The following is a 17680-nucleotide window of genomic DNA, read 5'->3' on the forward strand; positions in this document are numbered from 1 at the left end:
GGTCTGAGTACAGTGAGAGATCGATCTCGACCACCGGCGATCCCGTCGTCGTCCCGCTCACTGCAGATCCACCCCGCTTCGATCCGCCCACCCCGATCACTCACCGCCGAGGAGCATCCATGCCGCTGACCCACCCGGCCCCGCACGAGTCCCGCCTGGAGCGCGGGGTGCTCGACGCCCGGCGGCGGCTCAACCGCGACTACCTGCTCTCGCTGACCGACGAGGGGCTGCTGCAGAACTTCCGCATCGAGGCCGGGATCGGCGACCAGGGCTGGCACCTGCACCCGTCCCAGGAGTCGCGCGAGGCCCGCGGTCTCGACCGGCACTGGGGCTGGGAGACGCCCGGCTCGCAGCTGCGCGGCCACTTCCTCGGCCACTGGCTCTCCGCCGCGGCGCGCGAGGTCGCGGTCACCGGCGACCCGCTGCTGCGCGTCCGGATCGACTCCGTGCTCGACGGCCTCGAGCGCTGCCAGGAGGAGAACGGCGGCGGCTGGATCTGGGCGATCCCGCGCGGCTACCTCGACCGCCTCGCGACCGGCCGCCCGATCTGGGCGCCGCAGTACGCGATGCACAAGCTGCTGATGGGCCTGGTCGACCTGCACCTCGACCTCGGCGACGAGCGTGCGCTCCGGATGGCGCGGGCCGCGACGACCCCGCTGCTGGAGTGGGTCCGCGGCTTCGACGATGCTGCGTTCCAGGAGATCCTCGAGGTCGAGACCGGCGGCATGCTCGAGGTCTGGGCCGACCTCCTCGCGATCACCGGCGATCCCGTCTACGCGGAGCTGCTCGAGCGCTACGACCGCCGCTCGCTCTTCGAGGGCCTGCTCGCGGGCCGCGACGTGCTGACGAACATGCACGCCAACACCACGATCCCCGAGGTGCTCGGCGCCGCCCGCGCCTACGAGGTCACCGGCGACGAGCGCTGGCGGCGGATCGTCGAGGCCTACTGGGAGCAGGCGGTCGTGCACCGCGGCACCTTCTGCACCGGGGGCCAGACCTCGGGCGAGATCTGGACGCCGCCGTTCGAGTTCGCCGCCCGCCGCGGCGAGAAGACGCAGGAGCACTGCACGGTCTACAACATGATCCGGCTGGCCGACGTGCTGCTGCGCTGGACCGGCGACCTCGCCTACGCCGACTACACCGAGCGGAACCTCTGGAACGGCCTGCTCGCGCAGCAGAACCCGAGGACCGGGATGGTCGCCTACTTCCTCCCGCTGGAGGGCGGCGCCCGCAAGGACTGGGGCAGCCCGACCGAGGACTTCTGGTGCTGCCACGGCACGCTGGTGCAGGCGCACACCCGCCACTCCGGTCTCGTCTTCTACCGCGGCGGCGACGCCGAGCTGACGATCGCGCAGCACGTCGACGCGAGTGTCCGCGTGGCGACCGCGGCGGGCGAGGCGGCCGTGCGGGTCGAGGTGCTCGACAACGCCGGCTATGTGGGCCCGGACGCCAACGCGGGGGAGGCGGGCGACGCCCACCGGCCCTCCGCCTCGCGGATCCGCATCGAGGTGGAGTCGGCGGAGGGGGTCGCGCTGCAGGTGCGGATCCGGGTGCCGGAGTGGACCGTCGGCGAGCCGGGCGTCGCGGGCGACTCCGCGCAGGTCGAGCGCCTCGACGGCGCGCTCCTGCTGACGCACCCCGGCGGCCGCACCGGCGTCGACCTCGCCTTCGGCACCGAGATCCGCGCCGTGCCGATCCCGGACGAGCCCGGCACCGTCGCGTTCGTCGAGGGGCCGGTCGTGCTGGCCGGCCTCGTCGACCGCGAGGTGAGCCTCCGCGGCCGCCTCGAGGACGCCCCCGCGCTGCTCGCCCCCGACAACGAGCGGCAGTGGACCCAGTGGCTCCGCGGCTACCGCACCCTCGGTCAGCCCGCCGCGATCCGCTTCCGGCCTCTGCACGAGGTCGTCGACGAACCCTTCTCGCTCTACTTCCCGGTCTCGGCCGGGAGCTGATGGACAGGACCCCCTCCGTGACCTGCGCTCCGCGCCCATGACCGCCTCCACCACCACCGCTTCCGCCACTCGCGCGATGCCCCGCGGCCGGCTGCTGCTGCCGATCTTCGCGATGCTGGTCGGCTTCGGGCCGCTCACCATCGACCTGGTGCTGCCCTTCCTGCCGACGCTGCAGGACGACCTCGGCGTCTCGGTCGCGACCGCTCAGCTGGTCGTCACCGGCGCGACCTTCGGCTTCGCGGCCGGCCAGCTGATCTCCGGTCCGCTCAGCGACGCGGTCGGCCGCAAGTGGCCGCTCGGCGTCTCGGCGGCCCTGCACATCGCGGCGAGCCTCGTCGCGGCGATGACCTCGGACACGGCGGTGCTGCTCTCGGCGCGCTTCGTCCAGGGCGCCGCCTGCACCGCGGCCGGCGTGGTCGTCACCGCGATCGTCCGCGACCTCTACAGCGGCAAGCGGCTCGTGACGATGCTCGCGAACCTCGCCGTGATCGTCTCGGTCTTCCCGATCCTGGTCCCCTCCGTCGGCGCGCAGCTGACCAAGGTGATCGACTGGCGCGGCTCCTTCCTCGCGGTCGCCGCCTGGGGAGCGCTCGCCACCGTGATCGCGCTGCTGGTGCTGCCCGAGACGCTGCCCCGCGAGCGGCGGCACCAGGGTGGACTCGGCCCGTCGCTGCGGAACTCCTTCGGGATGCTCCGCCGGCCACGGGTGCTGGCGCTCGCCGCCGCGTCGGCCGCCGGCTGGTCGGTCGGCTTCGCCTACCTGGCGACCGCGCCGTTCCTCTACACCAACGTCTACGCGGTGGGGCCGGACCTCTACGGGCTGCTGTTCCTGGTCACCTCGCTCGTGACGATCGCGGTCGGGCAGACGACGGGCCGGGTGATCGTGCCGCGGTTCGGGCCCCGCTTCGCGATGTCCGCGTCGGCGATCGTCACGGGCCTCGGCGCCGTCGTGGTCGCGGTGCTCGCCCTCACCGGGACGCAGCCGCTGCTCGTCGTGGTCGGCGCGCTCACCTTCGCGCTCGCGGGGCGCTCGCTCGGCTTCGCGCCGGTGCAGTACCTCTCGCTCCAGGGCCCGTCGAGCGAGGCGGGCAGCGTCACCGCGATCCTCGGCACGGTCAGCTTCACCGCGGCCGGCCTGGTGATGCCGGTGATGGGCGCGTGGGCCGAGATCTCGCTGATCCCGTTCGCGATCCTCCTGCTCGTCGCGGCGCTCGTCGAGGGAGGGGTGGCGCTGCTGTTCCGGCCGGGGTCGCGGCGCTTCGATCCGGGTGCGCGGCGGCTCGAGGACGAGCCGGGGCCGGCGGAGACGACCAGCCCCGCGGCCGACCTCCGCACGCACGACGAGAAGCACTGACATGACCCTCCAGGAAGGATCCACCGTGGAACTCCGCTCCGCCGACTACACCCTGCGCGCCCGCGCGGGCGGCCTCGAGGTGCTCGCGGGCGATCGCGTCCTGTACGCGAACGACCGCCCGCTGCGGGTCACGGTCAAGACCGTCGCCGCGATCAGCGAGTACTCCGGCGCGCCCTACGACGACGTCTCGGTGGGGGACGGCGCGCTCACCGCCACCGGCACGATCACCGTGCGCTCGGGCTCGTCGTTCGCGGTCACCGACGTCTGGCGCGTCGCCGGCGCCGGGTTCTCCGTGCACCGCGAGGTCGAGGTGCTCGCGGCCGGCGGCGACCTCGGCTTCGCCACGGCGATCTCGCTCGGGCTGACCGGGTCCGCCGACCTGCGCGACTACGAGTGCTTCGCGCCCGGCGCCTGGTACCGCGACAACGCCTTCGGGCCGGCCGACGCGATGGGCCGCGACCCCGGCAGCGAGTACTTCTGGCGCACCGAGACCCACTACGCGCTGCCGCTGTTCGCCGCGCAGAGCCTCGCCACCGGGGAGACCGTGGCGCTCTCGCGCTGGGCGGCCGACGTCACGCTGCCGCGTCTGGACGTGGTCCGCTCGGAGAACTTCACCGACCCGGAGTGCACCGTCGGCTCGATCGGCCTGAGCCGTCCGCAGGGCACCACGCTGAACTACCTCTACTACGGCTTCGGCGTGCGGACGCCGCTCGACGAGAAGCCGGCCGGCCTGTCGATCGACTACGTCTACCCCGGCGCCGACGGCGAGCGCCCGGTCGAAAACCCCTACTCCGGGCTCGACTACGACGCGGCACCGAAGTCCCTGCAGCGGGTCAACCACCCGGTCGAGGTCGGCTTCCGCCAGCGCTACGCCGTGGCCGTCGATCTCGGCCGCCACGACGACTTCGCGACGATGATGCGCGCCACCTGGCGCAGCGCCTACGCGCGCCTGCGCGACGACCTGTTCGAGGTCGACAACGAGCGGCACTTCCACCACGGGATGGCGATCCTGCAGCGCCTCACCCGCCGCTACGGCGACTCCTGGGGCCTGCCGTTCGCCTGCCAGCTGCCGGACCTGGACGTCTCGAGCGTCTCGTTCCAGTTCGGCTTCGTCGGCCAGCAGCCCGGCATCGGCTACCAGCTGCTGCGCTACGGCGACCGCGAGGGCGTGCCCGAGGCGTTCGAGCAGGGCGTCGGCATCGTCGACTTCTGGGCGCGGACGGCCCTGCCCGAGTCCGGCCCGCCGCGGATGTGCTTCAACCCCTCCCTCGGCGGCTTCGAGCCGTACCCGCACTACCTGCGGATGCTCGCCGACGGCGTCGAGGCGATCCTCGACGCCTACCTGCACCTGCGCGGCCTCGGCGACGAGCGGCCGCTCTGGCTCGAGTTCTGCCGGCGGACCGCCGACTGGCTGCTCGAGGTGCAGGACGCCGACGGCAGCTTCCACCGCGCCTACAACGCCGACGGCTCGGTGCGGATGGACTCGCGCTCGAACACCCCGAGCGTCATCCGCTTCCTGGTGCAGCTGCACCTGGTGACGGGGGAGGCGCGCTACCGCGAGTCCGCCGTGCGCGCCGGCGAGTGGTCGTTCGCGAACATCCACCGCACCCTGGAGTACCGCGGCGGCACCTGCGACAACGCCGACATCCAGGACAAGGAGGCCGGCATCTACGGCCTGTTCGGCTTCCTCGCGCTCTACGACCTGACCGAGGAGCACCGCTGGCTGGAGGGCGCCGTCCGCGCCGCCGACTACACCGAGACCTGGACCTACGCGTGGTCCTTCCCGGTGGTCGCGCCCTGGCCGAAGCACCCCTTCAACCGGTACTCGATCAGCGGCCAGAGCATCATCACCCTCGGCGGCGGGGCGGACGTCTACCTGGCGGCCTGCTCGTACAGCTACTACCGGCTGTTCCTGATCACCGGCGACGACCACTACCGCGACGTCGCGGAGTTCCTGCACCGCAACACCCGGCAGTCGACCGACGTCGACGGCAGCATCGGCTACGCGATGCCCGGCCTCGGCCACGAGAGCGGCGACTTCGCGAGCCAGACGCTGCGCAGCCACCACCACTGGCTGCCCTGGTGCACCTTCGTCGAGGTCGACCCGTCCTCCCGCCTGCGCGACACCTTCGGCGTCTACGAGATCGCCGACGCCCAGCGCCTGCCCCCGGCCGAGCTGGCGGCCCGCAACCGCATCTACGACCGGTACGGGCGGCAGGACGCCTGACGGCGGGCGGCGGCCGGCGGCACGTCCGGCTCGCGGAATCACGTTCGGCTCGCTGGATCCGCCAGTTCTCACGTGCCGGGGCGTGTTCTGCGTGCCGGACGTCATCCCGGCTGAACTCCGGCTCGACCTTCGGCTCGCGGTTCCGCGTCCGGCTCGTTGGATCCGCCTGTTTCGGCGTGCCGAGGCGTGTTCCGCGTGCCGAAGGTCACCCCGGCGGACGTCCGGCTCGCGATCTCACATCCAGCTCGCTGGTTCCGGCGGTTTCGGCGTGCCGAGGCGCGTTCCGCGTGCCGGAGGTTCCCCTGGTGGACTTTCGGCTCGGCTCGCGGTTCTGCGTCCGGCTCGCTGAATCCGGCGGTTTCGGCGTGCCGAGGCGTGTTCCGCGTGCCGGAGGTTCCCCCGGTGGACCTTCGACTCGCGGTTCTGCGTCCGGCTCGCCGGATCCGCCAGTTCCTGCGTGCCCAAGCATGTTCCACGTGCCGGAGGTCACTCCGGCGGACCTCCGGGGGACCTCCGGCTCGCGGTTCCGCGTCCGGCTCGCCGGATCCGCCCGGTTCAGCGTGCCCAGGCGCGTTCCGCGAGCCGGAGGTCACCCCAGCACCCTCAGCCGCGCCACTCCACGTCCACGCGCACCGCCTCCGCGCCGATCGGCAGCCCGCCCGAGACCTCGCGCCCGTCGACCCGCAGCACCGCGTCGCGGAGCGTCCGCAGCCGTGTCCCGTCCGCCGGTGCCAGCCACTCCGCGCCCGGCACCCGCCGCACCGTCAGCGACGCCCGCCCCGGCGACCACTCCAGCCGGTCCACGACCAGCCCGCCGCGCGCCCGCAGCCCCGTCACCGCACCGCGCGCCCACACCGACGGCAGTGCCGGCAGCACCGTCAGCGTCTCGTCGTCCGAGCCGAGCAGCATCGCCGCGACCAGTCCCGGCAGCCCGCCGCTCGCGTCGAGGTTGAAAATCCGCCCCGCGTCGTGCCGGGTCGTCAGCGTCGGCGACCAGTGCTCGACCGCCAGCCACTCCGCGCAGGTCAGCGCCGACTCCGCATCGCCCAGGGCCGCCGCCGCCGTGCCGACCTGCACCAGCCCGAACGCCATCTCCATCCGCCCCGGGGGAGCGGTCGGCGCCTCGGCCCGCCACGCGATCTTCGCGGCCACCGTCGCGGCCGCGGCCGCCCGCAACCGCACGGCCGCCGGACCGTCCCCCTCGAACGCCGCATCGCCCCCGTACCAGAGCGGGTACAGCTGCGAGGCGTGCCGGTGCGCGATCTCCTCCGAGAACCTCGGGTCGATCCACTCCGCCAGCGTGCCGTCCTCCGCCACGCGGTACTCCGGCAGCTCGGCGACCACCCGCGCCCAGCGCTCGTCGAGCGAGTCGTCGCCGCGGGCCCGCCCGAGCAGCGCGGTCGCCCGGGCGGCGTCGCGCAGCACCGCGACGTCGATCGTCGCGTCGACCGCCAGCGGCGAGCGCGCCCCGCCCGGCGTGTTCTCGGGGGAGTAGGACGGCACGATCCGCCGCACCCCGTCGACCACCGTCGTCCCGGTCTCGGCGAAGCGGAGCACGCCCTCGGCCAGCTCCCACAGCCGGTCGTCCACGATCCCGCGGTCGCCCGTCGCGGCGACGGCGTCGGCGGCGAGGCGCAGCACCCAGCCGCCGCAGCCGGTCCAGAACAGGTGCGGGTAGCTCGCCGCGAAGTGGTCCGCGCGGCCGTGCGTCGACATCCGCGACGGCAGCAGCATCCCCTCCGCCCCGTAGACGAGGCGCGCGTTCTCGCGGTAGTCGTCGAGGTGCGGCAGCACCAGCTCCAGGATCGACAGCGCCAGCTCGGGCGTGCCGGTCGGGATCATCCCCGCCATCGCTCCGTTCTGCACGTTGCCGTTGAGCGTGTAGTCGGCGGACCAGGCCGGCCGCCAGGTCCCCTGCCAGACGCCCTGCAGCGTCGGCGGCAGCTCGCCGGTCGAGGCGACGATGTTCGCCCGGCCGCTCAGGTACGCGAGCTCGACGACGCGGCGGCGCGCGCCCTCGTCGCCGGCGCGGGCCTCGTCCCAGAGGTCCTCGGTGAGGACGGCGGAGGAGGCGCCGGCCAGGTCGAGCGCGGAGGCGCCGACCAGGCGGCCGTGGCCGTCGCGCTGCGCCGCGCGCAGGTCGGTCCACGACAGGTCGTCCGCCACCGGCTCCCCGTCCGAGAGCGAGAGGTCGAGGCGGAGGAGCCGGGGAGCGCCGCCCGCGACGGGCGCGACGGAGCGGGTGACGCCTCCGTCGACCTGCCACGGCGCCCCGGTGGCGGCGGTGACGACCGCGCGGACGCGCTCGCCCCCGGTCTCCGCGCTGCCGGTGCCGGCGAGGGCGACGAGTCGCCCCGTCTCTCCACCCTCGACGCTCGCCTCGACGACCGCCGACGCGTCCGGGACCCCGGTGTCGAACGAGGTCGCGTCGCCCGCGCCCAGCCCGAGCTCCACGACGGTCTCGCCGTCGCGGTCGGACTCCACGCACAGCCGGACGCTCTCGCCGCCGTGCGGGGCGAGCAGCCGCACCGCGTGCCGCCCGCCGTCGAGGTCGGTCCACTCGACCGCGACCTCGCCCAGCCGCGGGTCGATCAGGCGGCGGCTCGAGGCGACTCCGCCGGTCGTGCGGATCGAGACGGTCGCGCAGATCCCGAGCGGATCGGTCCAGATCAGGCCGCCGTCGTAGCCGCTGGAGCGCGCGCCGCGGAGCAGCGCCTCGCTCGCCGCATCGGCGTCGCCGGCGAGCAGGGCGCTGCGCAGCTCGTCGCGCACCCCGGCGAGATCGGGCGCGGCGGGCCGCGCGTTGACGGGCAGGAAGTAGCGCTCGTGCGCCAGGGACACGGTGAGCGCATCGGCCGGCCCGTGCACGACGGCGCCGACGCGGCCGCTGCCGACGATCAGCCCCTCCTCCCAGGTCGGAGCGGCGGTGGCGGTGACGAGGAGGTCGGTGCGCGACGATGCGCTGTCGATCGGGGTGATGATCGGTTCCTTTCGGGCTCGCGGGAGTGCCTGATATGTTGCCTGGAACTTCAAATTACCTCTCCCGGTGCGACGGCGCACGGGAGTCGAGAGTAAGGACTCCGCGATGACGCGACCGATCACCCTCTTCACCGGCCAGTGGGCAGACCTCCCGTTCGAGGAGGTGGCCCGTCTCGCCGGCGAGTGGGGCTACGACGGCCTCGAGATCGCCTGCTGGGGCGACCACATCGACGTCGCCCGCTGGGACGACGCTGCGTACGTGCAGAGCCGGAAGGACATCCTCGAGAAGAACGGCCTCCAGGTCTTCGCGATCTCGAACCACCTCACCGGCCAGGCCGTCTGCGACGACCCGATCGACGCGCGCCACCGCGACATCCTCAGCGACCGCGTCTGGGGCGACGGCGACCCCGAGGGCGTCCGCCGGCGCGCCGCGCAGGACCTCAAGGACACCGCTCGCTTCGCCGCCGCGCTCGGCGTGAAGCAGGTCAACGGCTTCTCCGGCTCGTCGATCTGGAAGGGCGTGGCGATGTTCCCGCCCGCCTCCGACGAGTGGATCGCCGCCGGCTACCAGGACTTCGCCGACCGCTTCAACCCGATCCTCGACGTCTTCGAGGAGGTCGGCGTCCGCTACGGCCTCGAGGTGCACCCGAGCGAGATCGCCTACGACTACTGGACCGCGAAGCGCACCCTCGAGGCGATCGGCCACCGGAAGTCCTTCGGCTTCAACTTCGACCCGTCGCACTTCGTCTGGCAGCAGCTCGACAGCGTCGCGTTCATCCTCGACTTCGCCGAGCACATCCTGCACGTGCACGTGAAGGAGTCGATCGCCAATCTCGACGGCCGCAACGGCGTCCTCGGCTCGCACCTGCCCTGGGCCAACCCGCGCCGCGGCTGGACCTTCGTCTCGACCGGCCACGGCGCCGTCCCGTGGGAGCCCGTCTTCCGCGCCCTCAACGCGATCGGCTACACCGGCCCGACCAGCGTCGAGTGGGAGGACGCCGGCATGGACCGCCTCGACGGCGCCCCCGAGGCCCTCGCCTTCGTCCGCAAGCTCAACGCGATCACGCCCCCGGCCGACGCCTTCGACGCGGCCTTCTCCACCTCCCGCTGAGCGGCGCGATCGAGCGGCTGACGCCGCGCTCCTCTTCCATGCTGATCGAGTAGCCCGCGTAGCGGGCGTATCGAGATCCACCGTCGCCGAGACCTCGGCCTGCAGTCCCGCGTTCTGACGACGTCGGGTCTCGATACGCCGCTCCGCGGCTACTCGACCAGCAAGGGGCGCGCACAACATCAGCTGAGAGCAGGGCCCCTCGCCTGACAGCGGAGGCCACCCCTTCTCAGCTGATGTTCTGCAACGCCGCAGGCCCTCCATGCTGATCGAGTAGCACGCGTAGCGGGCGTATCGAGATCCACCGTCGCCGACACTGCGGCACCGCAGTCCCGTTGCGCACGCCTCGCCCGCCGCGCCGTCAGCGCCGGTGCCGGCTCCGGAACTCGCTCGGCGTGACTCCCACCCGCGCGCGGAAGACGCGGGTGAAGTAGCCCGGGTCCTCGTAGCCGACGGCGCGCGCGACGGCCGATACCGGCAGGTCGCCCTCCGAGAGCAGGGCCTTCGCCTCGTCGACGCGGATCCGGAGGAACAGCTCGATCGGCGACGCGCCCGCCCGCTCCTCCGTCCGGGCCCGCAGGGCGCGCAGCGACAGCCCGAGCTCCCTCGCCGCATCCTCGACGCCCGCGCCGGAGAGCGCGATCCGCTCGATCCGGCGGTCGAAGCGGCTCCGCTCCCGCGACTCCGACAGCCGCAGCAGGAGCAGCAGGGCCCGCGCGCTGCTCCGCGCGACGGAGGCGGCACCGGTGTCCTCGAGCGCGTCGAGGACCGCGGCGAACAGGTGCGAGGCGTCGCCCCCGCGCACGTGCAGCACTCCGGCCCCGCGCGGCAGCAGGCCCTCGGCCACGAGGTGCTCGAGCGCGGTGCCGGCGAGCAGCACCCAGTGCTCGGTCCAGCCGCTCGCCGCGGACCGGTAGGAGTGCTCGACCCCCGCCGGCACCCACAGCGCATCGCCCGCCTCGACGGCGCTGGTCTCGCCTCCCACCCGGAACTCGCCCCGGCCCTCCGCGATCAGGACCACCGCGCTCTCCGGCAGCACCCGCTGCCGCACGGGGGAGGAGACCCCCGCGCGCCGCCCGGCCCCGAAGACGTACAGACCGAGCCCCGTCGACGTGTCGGGGGTCCGGTAGCGAGCGCTCGGCGCGGGGTGCAAAAGTCCTCCTCCTGGTCACGTCGGTCCCTGGTGACGGGGATCGGCGGGCGTCACGATGGTGACAGAAGTGCGGACGGTCCGCACGATCCGATCGCAGGGAGGCCGTCGATGCCGACGTCCAACGGCTACGCACTGAGCACGGCGCCGGAGCGCTGGGGTCCGCTCGACGAGGTCCCGGAGGAGGAGCTCGCCGACCGCGACGCGCTCTGGCGGCGCCTCCGCCGCGACGGCTACCTGCTCGTCCGCGGGCTGCTCGACCGCGAGACCGTGCTCGACTTCCGCCGCTGGTACTGCAGGGCCCTCGCTCCGACCGGCCTCTTCGCGGACGAGGACGCCTGGGACTCCGGTCGCGACGACGGCGCGGATCTGGACCTCGCCCGCTTCCGCGACATCCTCTTCTCCTCCCTCGTCCCGAGCCCGGAGTACGCCGCGTTCTGCCGCCAGCCCGCGATCCTCGCGATGATGCGCACGCTGCTGGCCGACGAGATCCACCTGCACCGGAGGAAGATCCTCCGGCAGGTGCGCCCCGGCCAGAAGGGCATCGGCACGGCGACCCAGGCGCACTACGACCTCGTCTACCTGCGCGAGGGCACCCGCAACCTGCTGTCGCTCTGGATCCCGATCGGGGACACGCCGGTCGAGAACGGGCCGCTCGTCTACCTGGAGGGCTCGCACCTCCGCGTCGAGGAGCTCGAGCGCACCGGCCTCCTCGGCCGCCCCCGCTCGCTGACGGCCGACCTCCCGGCCCTCGCCGACGAGCACGACGCCCGCTGGCTCGCCGCCGACATGCGGGCCGGCGACGTCCTGATCCACTCGCCCTTCATCGTCCACGCCTCGCTCGACAACGTCGCGTCCGACCGCCGCCTCCGCCTCTCCACCGACATCCGCTATCAGCGCGCCGGCGACCCCATCGACTGGCGGTGGCAGAACGACTGGTTCGACGGCGACGGCCTCTGACCGCGCGCCTGCAATCCCGCCGTGCTGACCACGCGGGGTCTCGACACGCCGCTCCGCGGCTGCTCGACCAGCAGGGGGTGCGCACAACATCAGCTGAGAGCAGGGGGCATCGCCTGACGGCGGAGGCCACCCCTTCTCAGCTGATGTTCTGCAGCGCCACACGCTCGACGTCGCCCGAGCGGCCCACTTCCTGCTGATCGAGTTGCCCGCGCAACGGGCGCCCTCCATGCTGATCGAGTAGCCCGCGCAGCGGGCGTATCGAGATCCACCATCGCCGAGACGTCGGCACAGCAGGCCCACCGTGCCGGCGACGCGGGGTCTCGATACGCCGCCCCGCGGCTACTCGACCAGCATGCAGGGCGTCCTCTGTTGATCAGGCGACCCCGGGAACGCACGAACGGCCGGCCCCCCGCGGGGAGCCGGCCGTCAGTCGTCCCTACAGCCCCTGCGCGAGGCGGTAGTACGCCGCGTTCGAGCGGATGTCGGCCTCGAAGCCGCGGAGGGTGGTCGACTCGTCGATGACGAGGAGCTCGACGCCGGCGATGCGGGCGAAGTCCTCCCACGCCTCCAGGCCGATCTGCGTCGTCATGACGGTGTGGTGCGCGGCGCCGGCCGTGATCCAGGCCGCGGCGCTGGTGCCGAAGTCGGGGGCGGGCTGCCAGACGGCGCGGCCGACCGGCAGGTGCGGCAGCGTCTGCGGCGGCTCGACGGTGGTCACCTTGTTCGCGACCAGGCGGAAGCGCTCGCGCACGTCGCTCAGCGCGACGACGACCGCGTCGCCGGCATCCGCGGTGAAGACCAGGCGCACCGGGTCCTCGCGGCCGCCGATGCCCAGCGGGTGGATCTCGAGCGACGCGCGCTTCGACGACAGCGACGGCGACACCTCGAGCATGTGCGCGCCGAGGATGAGCTCCTCGCCGGGCGTCATGTCGTAGGTGTAGTCCTCCATCAGGCTGGTGCCGCCGGGCAGGCCGGCGCCCATCACCGCGGCGATGCGGATGAGGACGGCGGTCTTCCAGTCGCCCTCGCCGCCGAAGCCGTAGCCGTCGGCCATCAGGCGCTGCACGGCGAGACCCGGGAGCTGGCGCAGCCCGCCGAGGTCCTCGAAGGAGTCGGTGAACGCCTCGAAGCCGCCCTCCTCCAGGAACGAGCGCAGGCCGATCTCGACCGCCGCACCGTAGCGGAGCGACTCGTGGCGCTCGCCGCCGGGGAGCAGCTCGGGCACCACGTCGTAGCTCTCGACGTACTCCGCGACCAGCGCGTCGATGTCGGCGTCCGTCGCGGCGTCCACGCGCTCGACGAGCTCGTTCACGCCCCAGGTGTTGACGCTGACGCCGAGGCGGATCTCGGCCTCGGTCTTGTCGCCCTCGGTGACGGCGACGTTGCGCATGTTGTCGCCGAAGCGGGCGACCTTCATGCTCTGCGAGGCCGACCAGCCGGCCGCGGCGCGCGACCAGATGCCGATCGACTCGGTGACGCGGGCGTCGCTGGCGTGGCCGACGACCGTCTTCCGCGGCACGCTCATCCGGCTGAGGATGTAGCCGTGCTCGCGGTCGCCGTGGGCGGCTTGGTTGAGGTTCATGAAGTCGAAGTCGATGTCCTGCCACGGCAGGGCCACGTTCGCCTGGGTGTGGAAGTGCAGCAGCGGCTTGGCCAGCGCGTCGAAGCCGTGGATCCACATCTTCGAGGGGCTGAAGGTGTGCATCCAGGTGATGACGCCCACGACGGAGTCGTCGGAGTTCGCCTCGATCATCGTGCTGCGGATCGCGTCGGAGCTCTTCAGCACCGGCTTCCACTCGATAGTCACGGGGATGTCGCTGGACTCGTTCAGCTGCGCGACGACGGCCTGCGACTGCTCGGCGACCTGGCGGAGGGTGTCCTCGCCGTAGAGGTCCTGGCTGCCGGTGAGGAACCAGACGGTGCGGGTCGCGAGGTCGGGGATGATGCTGCGGGTCATGCGAGTGCTCCGGTGGGGTTCTGTCCGTAGACGTTCTGGTAGCGGTCGAACAGGGCGTCGATCGACTCCTGCGGGATGGGGACGAGCTCGCCGCCCTGGCGCGCGATGTGCACGGTGCGGGCGACGTCCTCGGTCATCACCGCGGCCTTGACGGCGTCCTTCGCGTCCTTGCCGATGGTGAAGACGCCGTGGTTCTGCATCAGGACGGCGCGCGAACGGTGCCCGGTGAGCGTCGAGACGACGCCGCGGCCGATCGAGTCGTCGCCGATGATCGCGAACGGGCCGAGCGGGATCTCGCCGCCGAACTCGTCCGCCATCGCGGTGATGACGCAGGGGATCGCCTCGGCGCGGGCCGCCCAGGCGGTGGCGTAGGTGGAGTGCGTGTGCACCTGACCGCCGACCTCGGGCATCTCGCGGTAGACGTAGGCGTGCGCCGCGGTGTCGCTGGACGGGCTGCGCTCGGACCCGAGGCTGCCCGGCACGACGGTGCCGTCGAGGTCGCAGAGGATCATGTTCTCGGGCGCGAGGTCGTCGTAGGAGACGCCGCTCGGCTTGATCACGAAGAGGTCGGCGCCGGGCACGCGGCCGGAGATGTTGCCGCCTGTCCAGATGACGAGGCCGTAGCGGACGAGCTCGGCGTGCAGGCGGGCGACGTCCTCGCGGACGCGGGCGATCGCCGCCTCGACCTCGGGGCCGAACCCGGCGGGCGCAGCGGTGGTGCTGTCGGTCATGCGGTGTCTCCTTGCGTGGTGAGGGTGTCGACGGCCGTCTGCTCGACGGCGAGGCCGGCGCGGTAGCGCTCGAGGTAGGCGGTGAAGCCGGCGACGTCGGCGCTGTCGGGCGCCACCGTCTCGAAGCCGGCGTCGCCGAAGACCTGCTCGGTCAGGTAGGAGTCGAGGGTCGTCCCCTCCTGCAGGCGGAAGGCGGCGAGCACCGCCATGCCCCAGGGGCCGCCCTCGGAGGCGGTCGCGGCGACCGAGACGGGGGCGTCGAGCGCTCCGGCGAGGAAGCGCTGGGCGACTCCGGCCGTGCGGAACATGCCGCCGTGCGCGAACATCTCGTCGATCACGACGCCCTCGCCGGCCAGCACGCGCATGCCGAGCGCGAGCGTGCCGAACACGCCGTAGAGCTGCGCGCGCATGAAGTTGGCCAGCGTGAGGCGCGAGTCGGGGGTGCGCACGACGAGCGGGCGGCCCTCGACGAGTCCGGCGATCGGCTCGCCCGCGAGGTGGTTGTAGGCGAGGAGCCCGCCCGCGTCGGCCTCGCCGGCCAGCGCCTCCGTGAAGAGGGTGCCGTAGACGGCGTCGCTGTCGGAGGGGCCGCCCGAGGCCGCGGCGAACCGGGAGAACAGGCCGACCCAGGTGGCGAGCTCGCTCGCGCCGTTGTTGCAGTGCACCATCGCGACGAGGTCGCCGGCCGGAGTCGCGACCAGGTCGAGCTCGTGGTGCACGCTCTCGAGCGGGCGCTCCAGGACGACCATCGCGAAGATGCTCGTGCCGGCGCTGACGTTGCCGGTGCGCGGGGCGACGGAGTTGGTGGCGACCATGCCGGTGCCGGCGTCGCCCTCGGGCGGGCAGAACGGGACGCCGGGCCGGAGTGCGCCGGTCGGGTCGAGCAGGAGCGCGCCCTCCGCGGTGAGCTCGCCGGCCGCGGCGCCCGCGGGGAGGACGGCGGGCAGCAGCTCGCGCAGCGGCGGCAGGGTGCCGGCGACGCGGGCGTCGTAGCGCTCGAGGACGGTCTCGTCGTAGTCGCGGGTCGCCGGGTCGGTCGGGACCATGCCGGAGGCGTCGCCGACGCCGAGGACCTTCTCGCCGGTGAGACGCCAGTGCACGTAGCCGGCGAGGGTGGTGAGGAAGTCGATCCTCTCGACGTGCGGCTCGGAGTCGAGGACCGCCTGGTGCAGGTGCGCGAGCGACCAGCGCAGCGGGATGTTCGCGCCGAACAGCTCGGTCAGCTCGGCCGACGCCGGGCCGGTGCTGGTGTTGCGCCAGGTGCGGAACGGGACGAGCAGCTCGTCGTCCGCGTCGAAGGCGAGGTAGCCGTGCATCATCGCGGAGACGCCGAGCGCGCCGACCGTGGTCAGGCGGGCGCCGTGGCGCTTCTCGGCGTCGGCGACGAGGTCGGCGTAGGCGGCCTGGAGCCCCTCGTGCACGGCGTCGAGCGAGTAGGTCCAGCGGCGGTCGACGAGCTGGTTCTCCCACTCGTGGCTGCCGACGGCGAGGACCACGGAGGGATCGGCCGCGTCGACGAGGCAGGCCTTGATGCGGGTGGAGCCGAGCTCGATCCCGAGGGCGGTCGCGCCGCTCGTGATCGCCTCGGCGGGGGGCCGTCGCTGGTCCATTGCACTCCTCGCTGAGGGCCATGTGACCGTTCACAAAGCCACGGGCCAGCGTAGGCGAAGTGTCTTGCGGACGGCAAGCTGTGCCTCCTTCTGAGCCGCTCCCCGCGCGGCTCAGCGCGGTCGGCCGGGCGCGTGGTGCGTCACGAGGAGCGGGTCGCGTCGCGCTGTCTCGAATCGCTGGCACGCGATTCTCGATCGCGCGCTCTGCCCTGCGTCGTGCTCATGCTGATCGAGTAGCGCCCGCAGGGCGCGTATCGAGCGGAGGGGGCGCCTTCGGCGCCATCGCAGGGCGGGGAAGAGACCGACGTGCTTGCGGTGGGCGGGTCTCGATACGCCCCTGGCGGGGCTACTCGACCAGCATGTCTGCGGGCGTCTCTTCCAAGTAGATCCACCGTCTTCATGCTGGTCGAGTAGCGCCCGCAGGGCGCGTATCGAGACCCGGCGTCGCCGGACCCCCGCCTCAAACCGCCCGCGTCGAGTCCCGCTCCACCAGCACCGGCGGCACCGGCCGGTCAACGGCGGCCGGCTCGCCGCGCAGCTCCGCCAGCACCACGCCGATCGTGCGGCGGCCGACCTCGGCGAAGTCCTGCCGGATCGTCGTCAGCGGCGGTCGGTAGTGCGCGGCCTCGGGCACGTCGTCGAAGCCGACGACACTCAGGTCCTCGGGCACGCGCACGCCGCGGTCCGCGCAGGCGTGCAGCAGCCCGAGCGCCATCTGGTCGTTCCCGGCGACGACCGCGGTGAGGTCGGCGACCTCGTCGAGCAGCCGCAGTCCCGCCCGATAGCCGGACTCCGCCGTCCAGTCGCCGCCGATGAGCGCGGCCGGCTCCAGCCCCGCCTCCGCCATCCGCGCGGTGAACCCGTCGAGGCGGGCGTGCGCCTCCACCCAGTGCTGCGGGCCGGCGAGGTGGGCGATCCGGGTGTGGCCGAGCGCGAGGAGGTGCTCGGCGGCGAGCCGCGCACCCGCGGCCTGGTCGACGAGGAGTCGCGGGTCCGCGCCCCGCCCCGCCGCGCCGAGGGTGACGAACGGCACTCCGATCGCGAGGCTCTCGATCGCCTCGAGCGCGCGCTCCTGCGGCGCGAGCACGACGATCGCCTCGACCGCCTCGCGCTGCAGGTGCTCGAGCGCGGCGGCCAGCGACTCCGCGTCGGGCGCCGCGTTGACCACGGGCACCCGGTAGCCGGCGTCGCGCGCGGCCTGCTCGATCGCGGCCATCGCCGTGGCGGTGCCGTAGAAGCTGTGGCTCTCGGCAGCGAGGATGCCGATCAGCCCGGAGCGGCCCGCCGCCAGGGCCCGAGCCGCGGCGCTGCGCCGGAAGCCGAGATCGTCGATGGCCGCGAGCACCTTGTCGCGGGTGCGCGGCCGGACCTGCGGACTGTCGTTGAGCACGCGCGAGACCGTCTGGTACGAGACTCCGGCGCTGACCGCGACGTCGCGGATCGTCGGCTGTCTCGGCATGGGGTCACCGTAGCGGTCGGCGCTCGCGGCCGCGTCGGCCCACCCTGCTGGTCGAGCAGCCCCGCGGGGGCGTCCGCGTGCTGGTCGAGTAGCCCCGCGGGGGCTCTGCATGCTGGTCGAGTAGCCCCGCGGGGGCTCTGCATGCTGGTCGAGTAGCCCCGCCAGGGGCGTATCGAGACCCGCCGTCACCAGC

General features: G+C 73.2%; 11 protein-coding genes. 5 read left to right on the top strand and 6 right to left on the bottom strand.

Going from position 1 to position 17680, the window contains the following annotated elements:
- The first annotated feature begins 119 nt into the window (after positions 1-119).
- From EDF35_RS14305 to EDF35_RS14315, 3 genes are read left to right on the top strand one after another with little or no spacing between them, the layout of a single operon-like run.
- Positions 120-1952, top strand: a complete 1833-nt coding sequence (locus tag EDF35_RS14305; protein WP_133962833.1) for a beta-L-arabinofuranosidase domain-containing protein — start codon at positions 120-122, stop codon at positions 1950-1952.
- A 37-nt stretch (positions 1953-1989) separates the two neighbouring features.
- Entirely contained in the window at positions 1990-3306 is a 1317-nt protein-coding gene (locus EDF35_RS14310) for a multidrug effflux MFS transporter (protein WP_133962834.1), read from the top strand.
- A gap of 25 nt (positions 3307-3331) precedes the next feature.
- The gene (locus EDF35_RS14315) at positions 3332-5533 is read left to right on the top strand and encodes a hypothetical protein (protein WP_133962835.1); all 2202 of its coding nucleotides are present in this window, start codon (positions 3332-3334) and stop codon (positions 5531-5533) included.
- A 603-nt stretch (positions 5534-6136) separates the two neighbouring features.
- On the opposite strand, the gene EDF35_RS14320 is transcribed toward EDF35_RS14315, so the two are convergent.
- A complete protein-coding gene (locus EDF35_RS14320) occupies positions 6137-8593 on the bottom strand; it encodes a glycoside hydrolase family 95-like protein (protein ID WP_166674120.1) in 2457 nt (818 codons plus the stop codon).
- Between the two features lie 25 nt (positions 8594-8618).
- Here EDF35_RS14320 and EDF35_RS14325 point away from each other — a divergent pair, with 25 nt between their 5' ends.
- Complete coding sequence (locus EDF35_RS14325; RefSeq protein WP_133962837.1) at positions 8619-9623, top strand: sugar phosphate isomerase/epimerase family protein; 1005 nt, start codon at positions 8619-8621, stop codon at positions 9621-9623.
- Positions 9624-9981: 358 nt separating this feature from the next.
- Here EDF35_RS14325 and EDF35_RS14330 read toward each other — a convergent pair whose 3' ends face one another.
- Positions 9982-10773 carry an AraC family transcriptional regulator gene (locus EDF35_RS14330; protein ID WP_133962838.1) on the bottom strand — a complete coding sequence of 264 codons (792 nt, stop codon included), beginning with the start codon at positions 10771-10773 and terminating at the stop codon, positions 9982-9984.
- A 108-nt stretch (positions 10774-10881) separates the two neighbouring features.
- On the opposite strand from EDF35_RS14330, the gene EDF35_RS14335 reads away from it, so the two are divergent.
- Entirely contained in the window at positions 10882-11730 is an 849-nt protein-coding gene (locus EDF35_RS14335; RefSeq protein WP_133962839.1) for a phytanoyl-CoA dioxygenase family protein, read from the top strand.
- A gap of 436 nt (positions 11731-12166) precedes the next feature.
- Here the strand turns inward: EDF35_RS14335 and araA are convergent, their stop codons facing one another.
- The 4 genes from araA to EDF35_RS14355 all read right to left on the bottom strand — a co-directional run bounded on the left by araA (position 12167) and on the right by EDF35_RS14355 (position 17487).
- The gene (araA, locus tag EDF35_RS14340; protein ID WP_133962840.1) at positions 12167-13687 is read right to left on the bottom strand and encodes an L-arabinose isomerase; all 1521 of its coding nucleotides are present in this window, start codon (positions 13685-13687) and stop codon (positions 12167-12169) included.
- Positions 13684-14418: an L-ribulose-5-phosphate 4-epimerase gene (locus tag EDF35_RS14345; protein ID WP_123446858.1), complete on the bottom strand. Its 735-nt coding sequence runs from the start codon at positions 14416-14418 to the stop codon at positions 13684-13686. Before EDF35_RS14345 ends, araA begins: the two co-directional genes overlap by 4 nt.
- Positions 14415-16028: an FGGY-family carbohydrate kinase gene (locus EDF35_RS14350; RefSeq protein WP_133962841.1), complete on the bottom strand. Its 1614-nt coding sequence runs from the start codon at positions 16026-16028 to the stop codon at positions 14415-14417. Before EDF35_RS14350 ends, EDF35_RS14345 begins: the two co-directional genes overlap by 4 nt.
- Positions 16029-16488: 460 nt before the next feature.
- Positions 16489-17487 carry a substrate-binding domain-containing protein gene (locus tag EDF35_RS14355; protein ID WP_133962842.1) on the bottom strand — a complete coding sequence of 333 codons (999 nt, stop codon included), beginning with the start codon at positions 17485-17487 and terminating at the stop codon, positions 16489-16491.
- Positions 17488-17680 lie beyond the last annotated feature (193 nt).

It is taken from the genome of Rathayibacter sp. PhB151, from assembly GCF_004366415.1.
Classification (GTDB): Bacteria; Actinomycetota; Actinomycetes; order Actinomycetales; family Microbacteriaceae; genus Rathayibacter; species Rathayibacter festucae.

Bases quoted from the DNA above. Each gene is read 5' to 3' on its own strand.
- araA (WP_133962840.1), bottom strand. From the start codon at position 13,687: ATGACCCGCAGCATCATCCCCGACCTCGCGACCCGCACCGTCTGGTTC.
- EDF35_RS14305 (WP_133962833.1), top strand. From the start codon at position 120: ATGCCGCTGACCCACCCGGCCCCGCACGAGTCCCGCCTGGAGCGCGGG.
- EDF35_RS14310 (WP_133962834.1), top strand. From the start codon at position 1,990: ATGACCGCCTCCACCACCACCGCTTCCGCCACTCGCGCGATGCCCCGC.
- EDF35_RS14325 (WP_133962837.1), top strand. From the start codon at position 8,619: ATGACGCGACCGATCACCCTCTTCACCGGCCAGTGGGCAGACCTCCCG.
- EDF35_RS14335 (WP_133962839.1), top strand. From the start codon at position 10,882: ATGCCGACGTCCAACGGCTACGCACTGAGCACGGCGCCGGAGCGCTGG.
- EDF35_RS14355 (WP_133962842.1), bottom strand. From the start codon at position 17,487: ATGCCGAGACAGCCGACGATCCGCGACGTCGCGGTCAGCGCCGGAGTC.
- EDF35_RS14345 (WP_123446858.1), bottom strand. From the start codon at position 14,418: ATGACCGACAGCACCACCGCTGCGCCCGCCGGGTTCGGCCCCGAGGTC.
- EDF35_RS14350 (WP_133962841.1), bottom strand. From the start codon at position 16,028: ATGGACCAGCGACGGCCCCCCGCCGAGGCGATCACGAGCGGCGCGACC.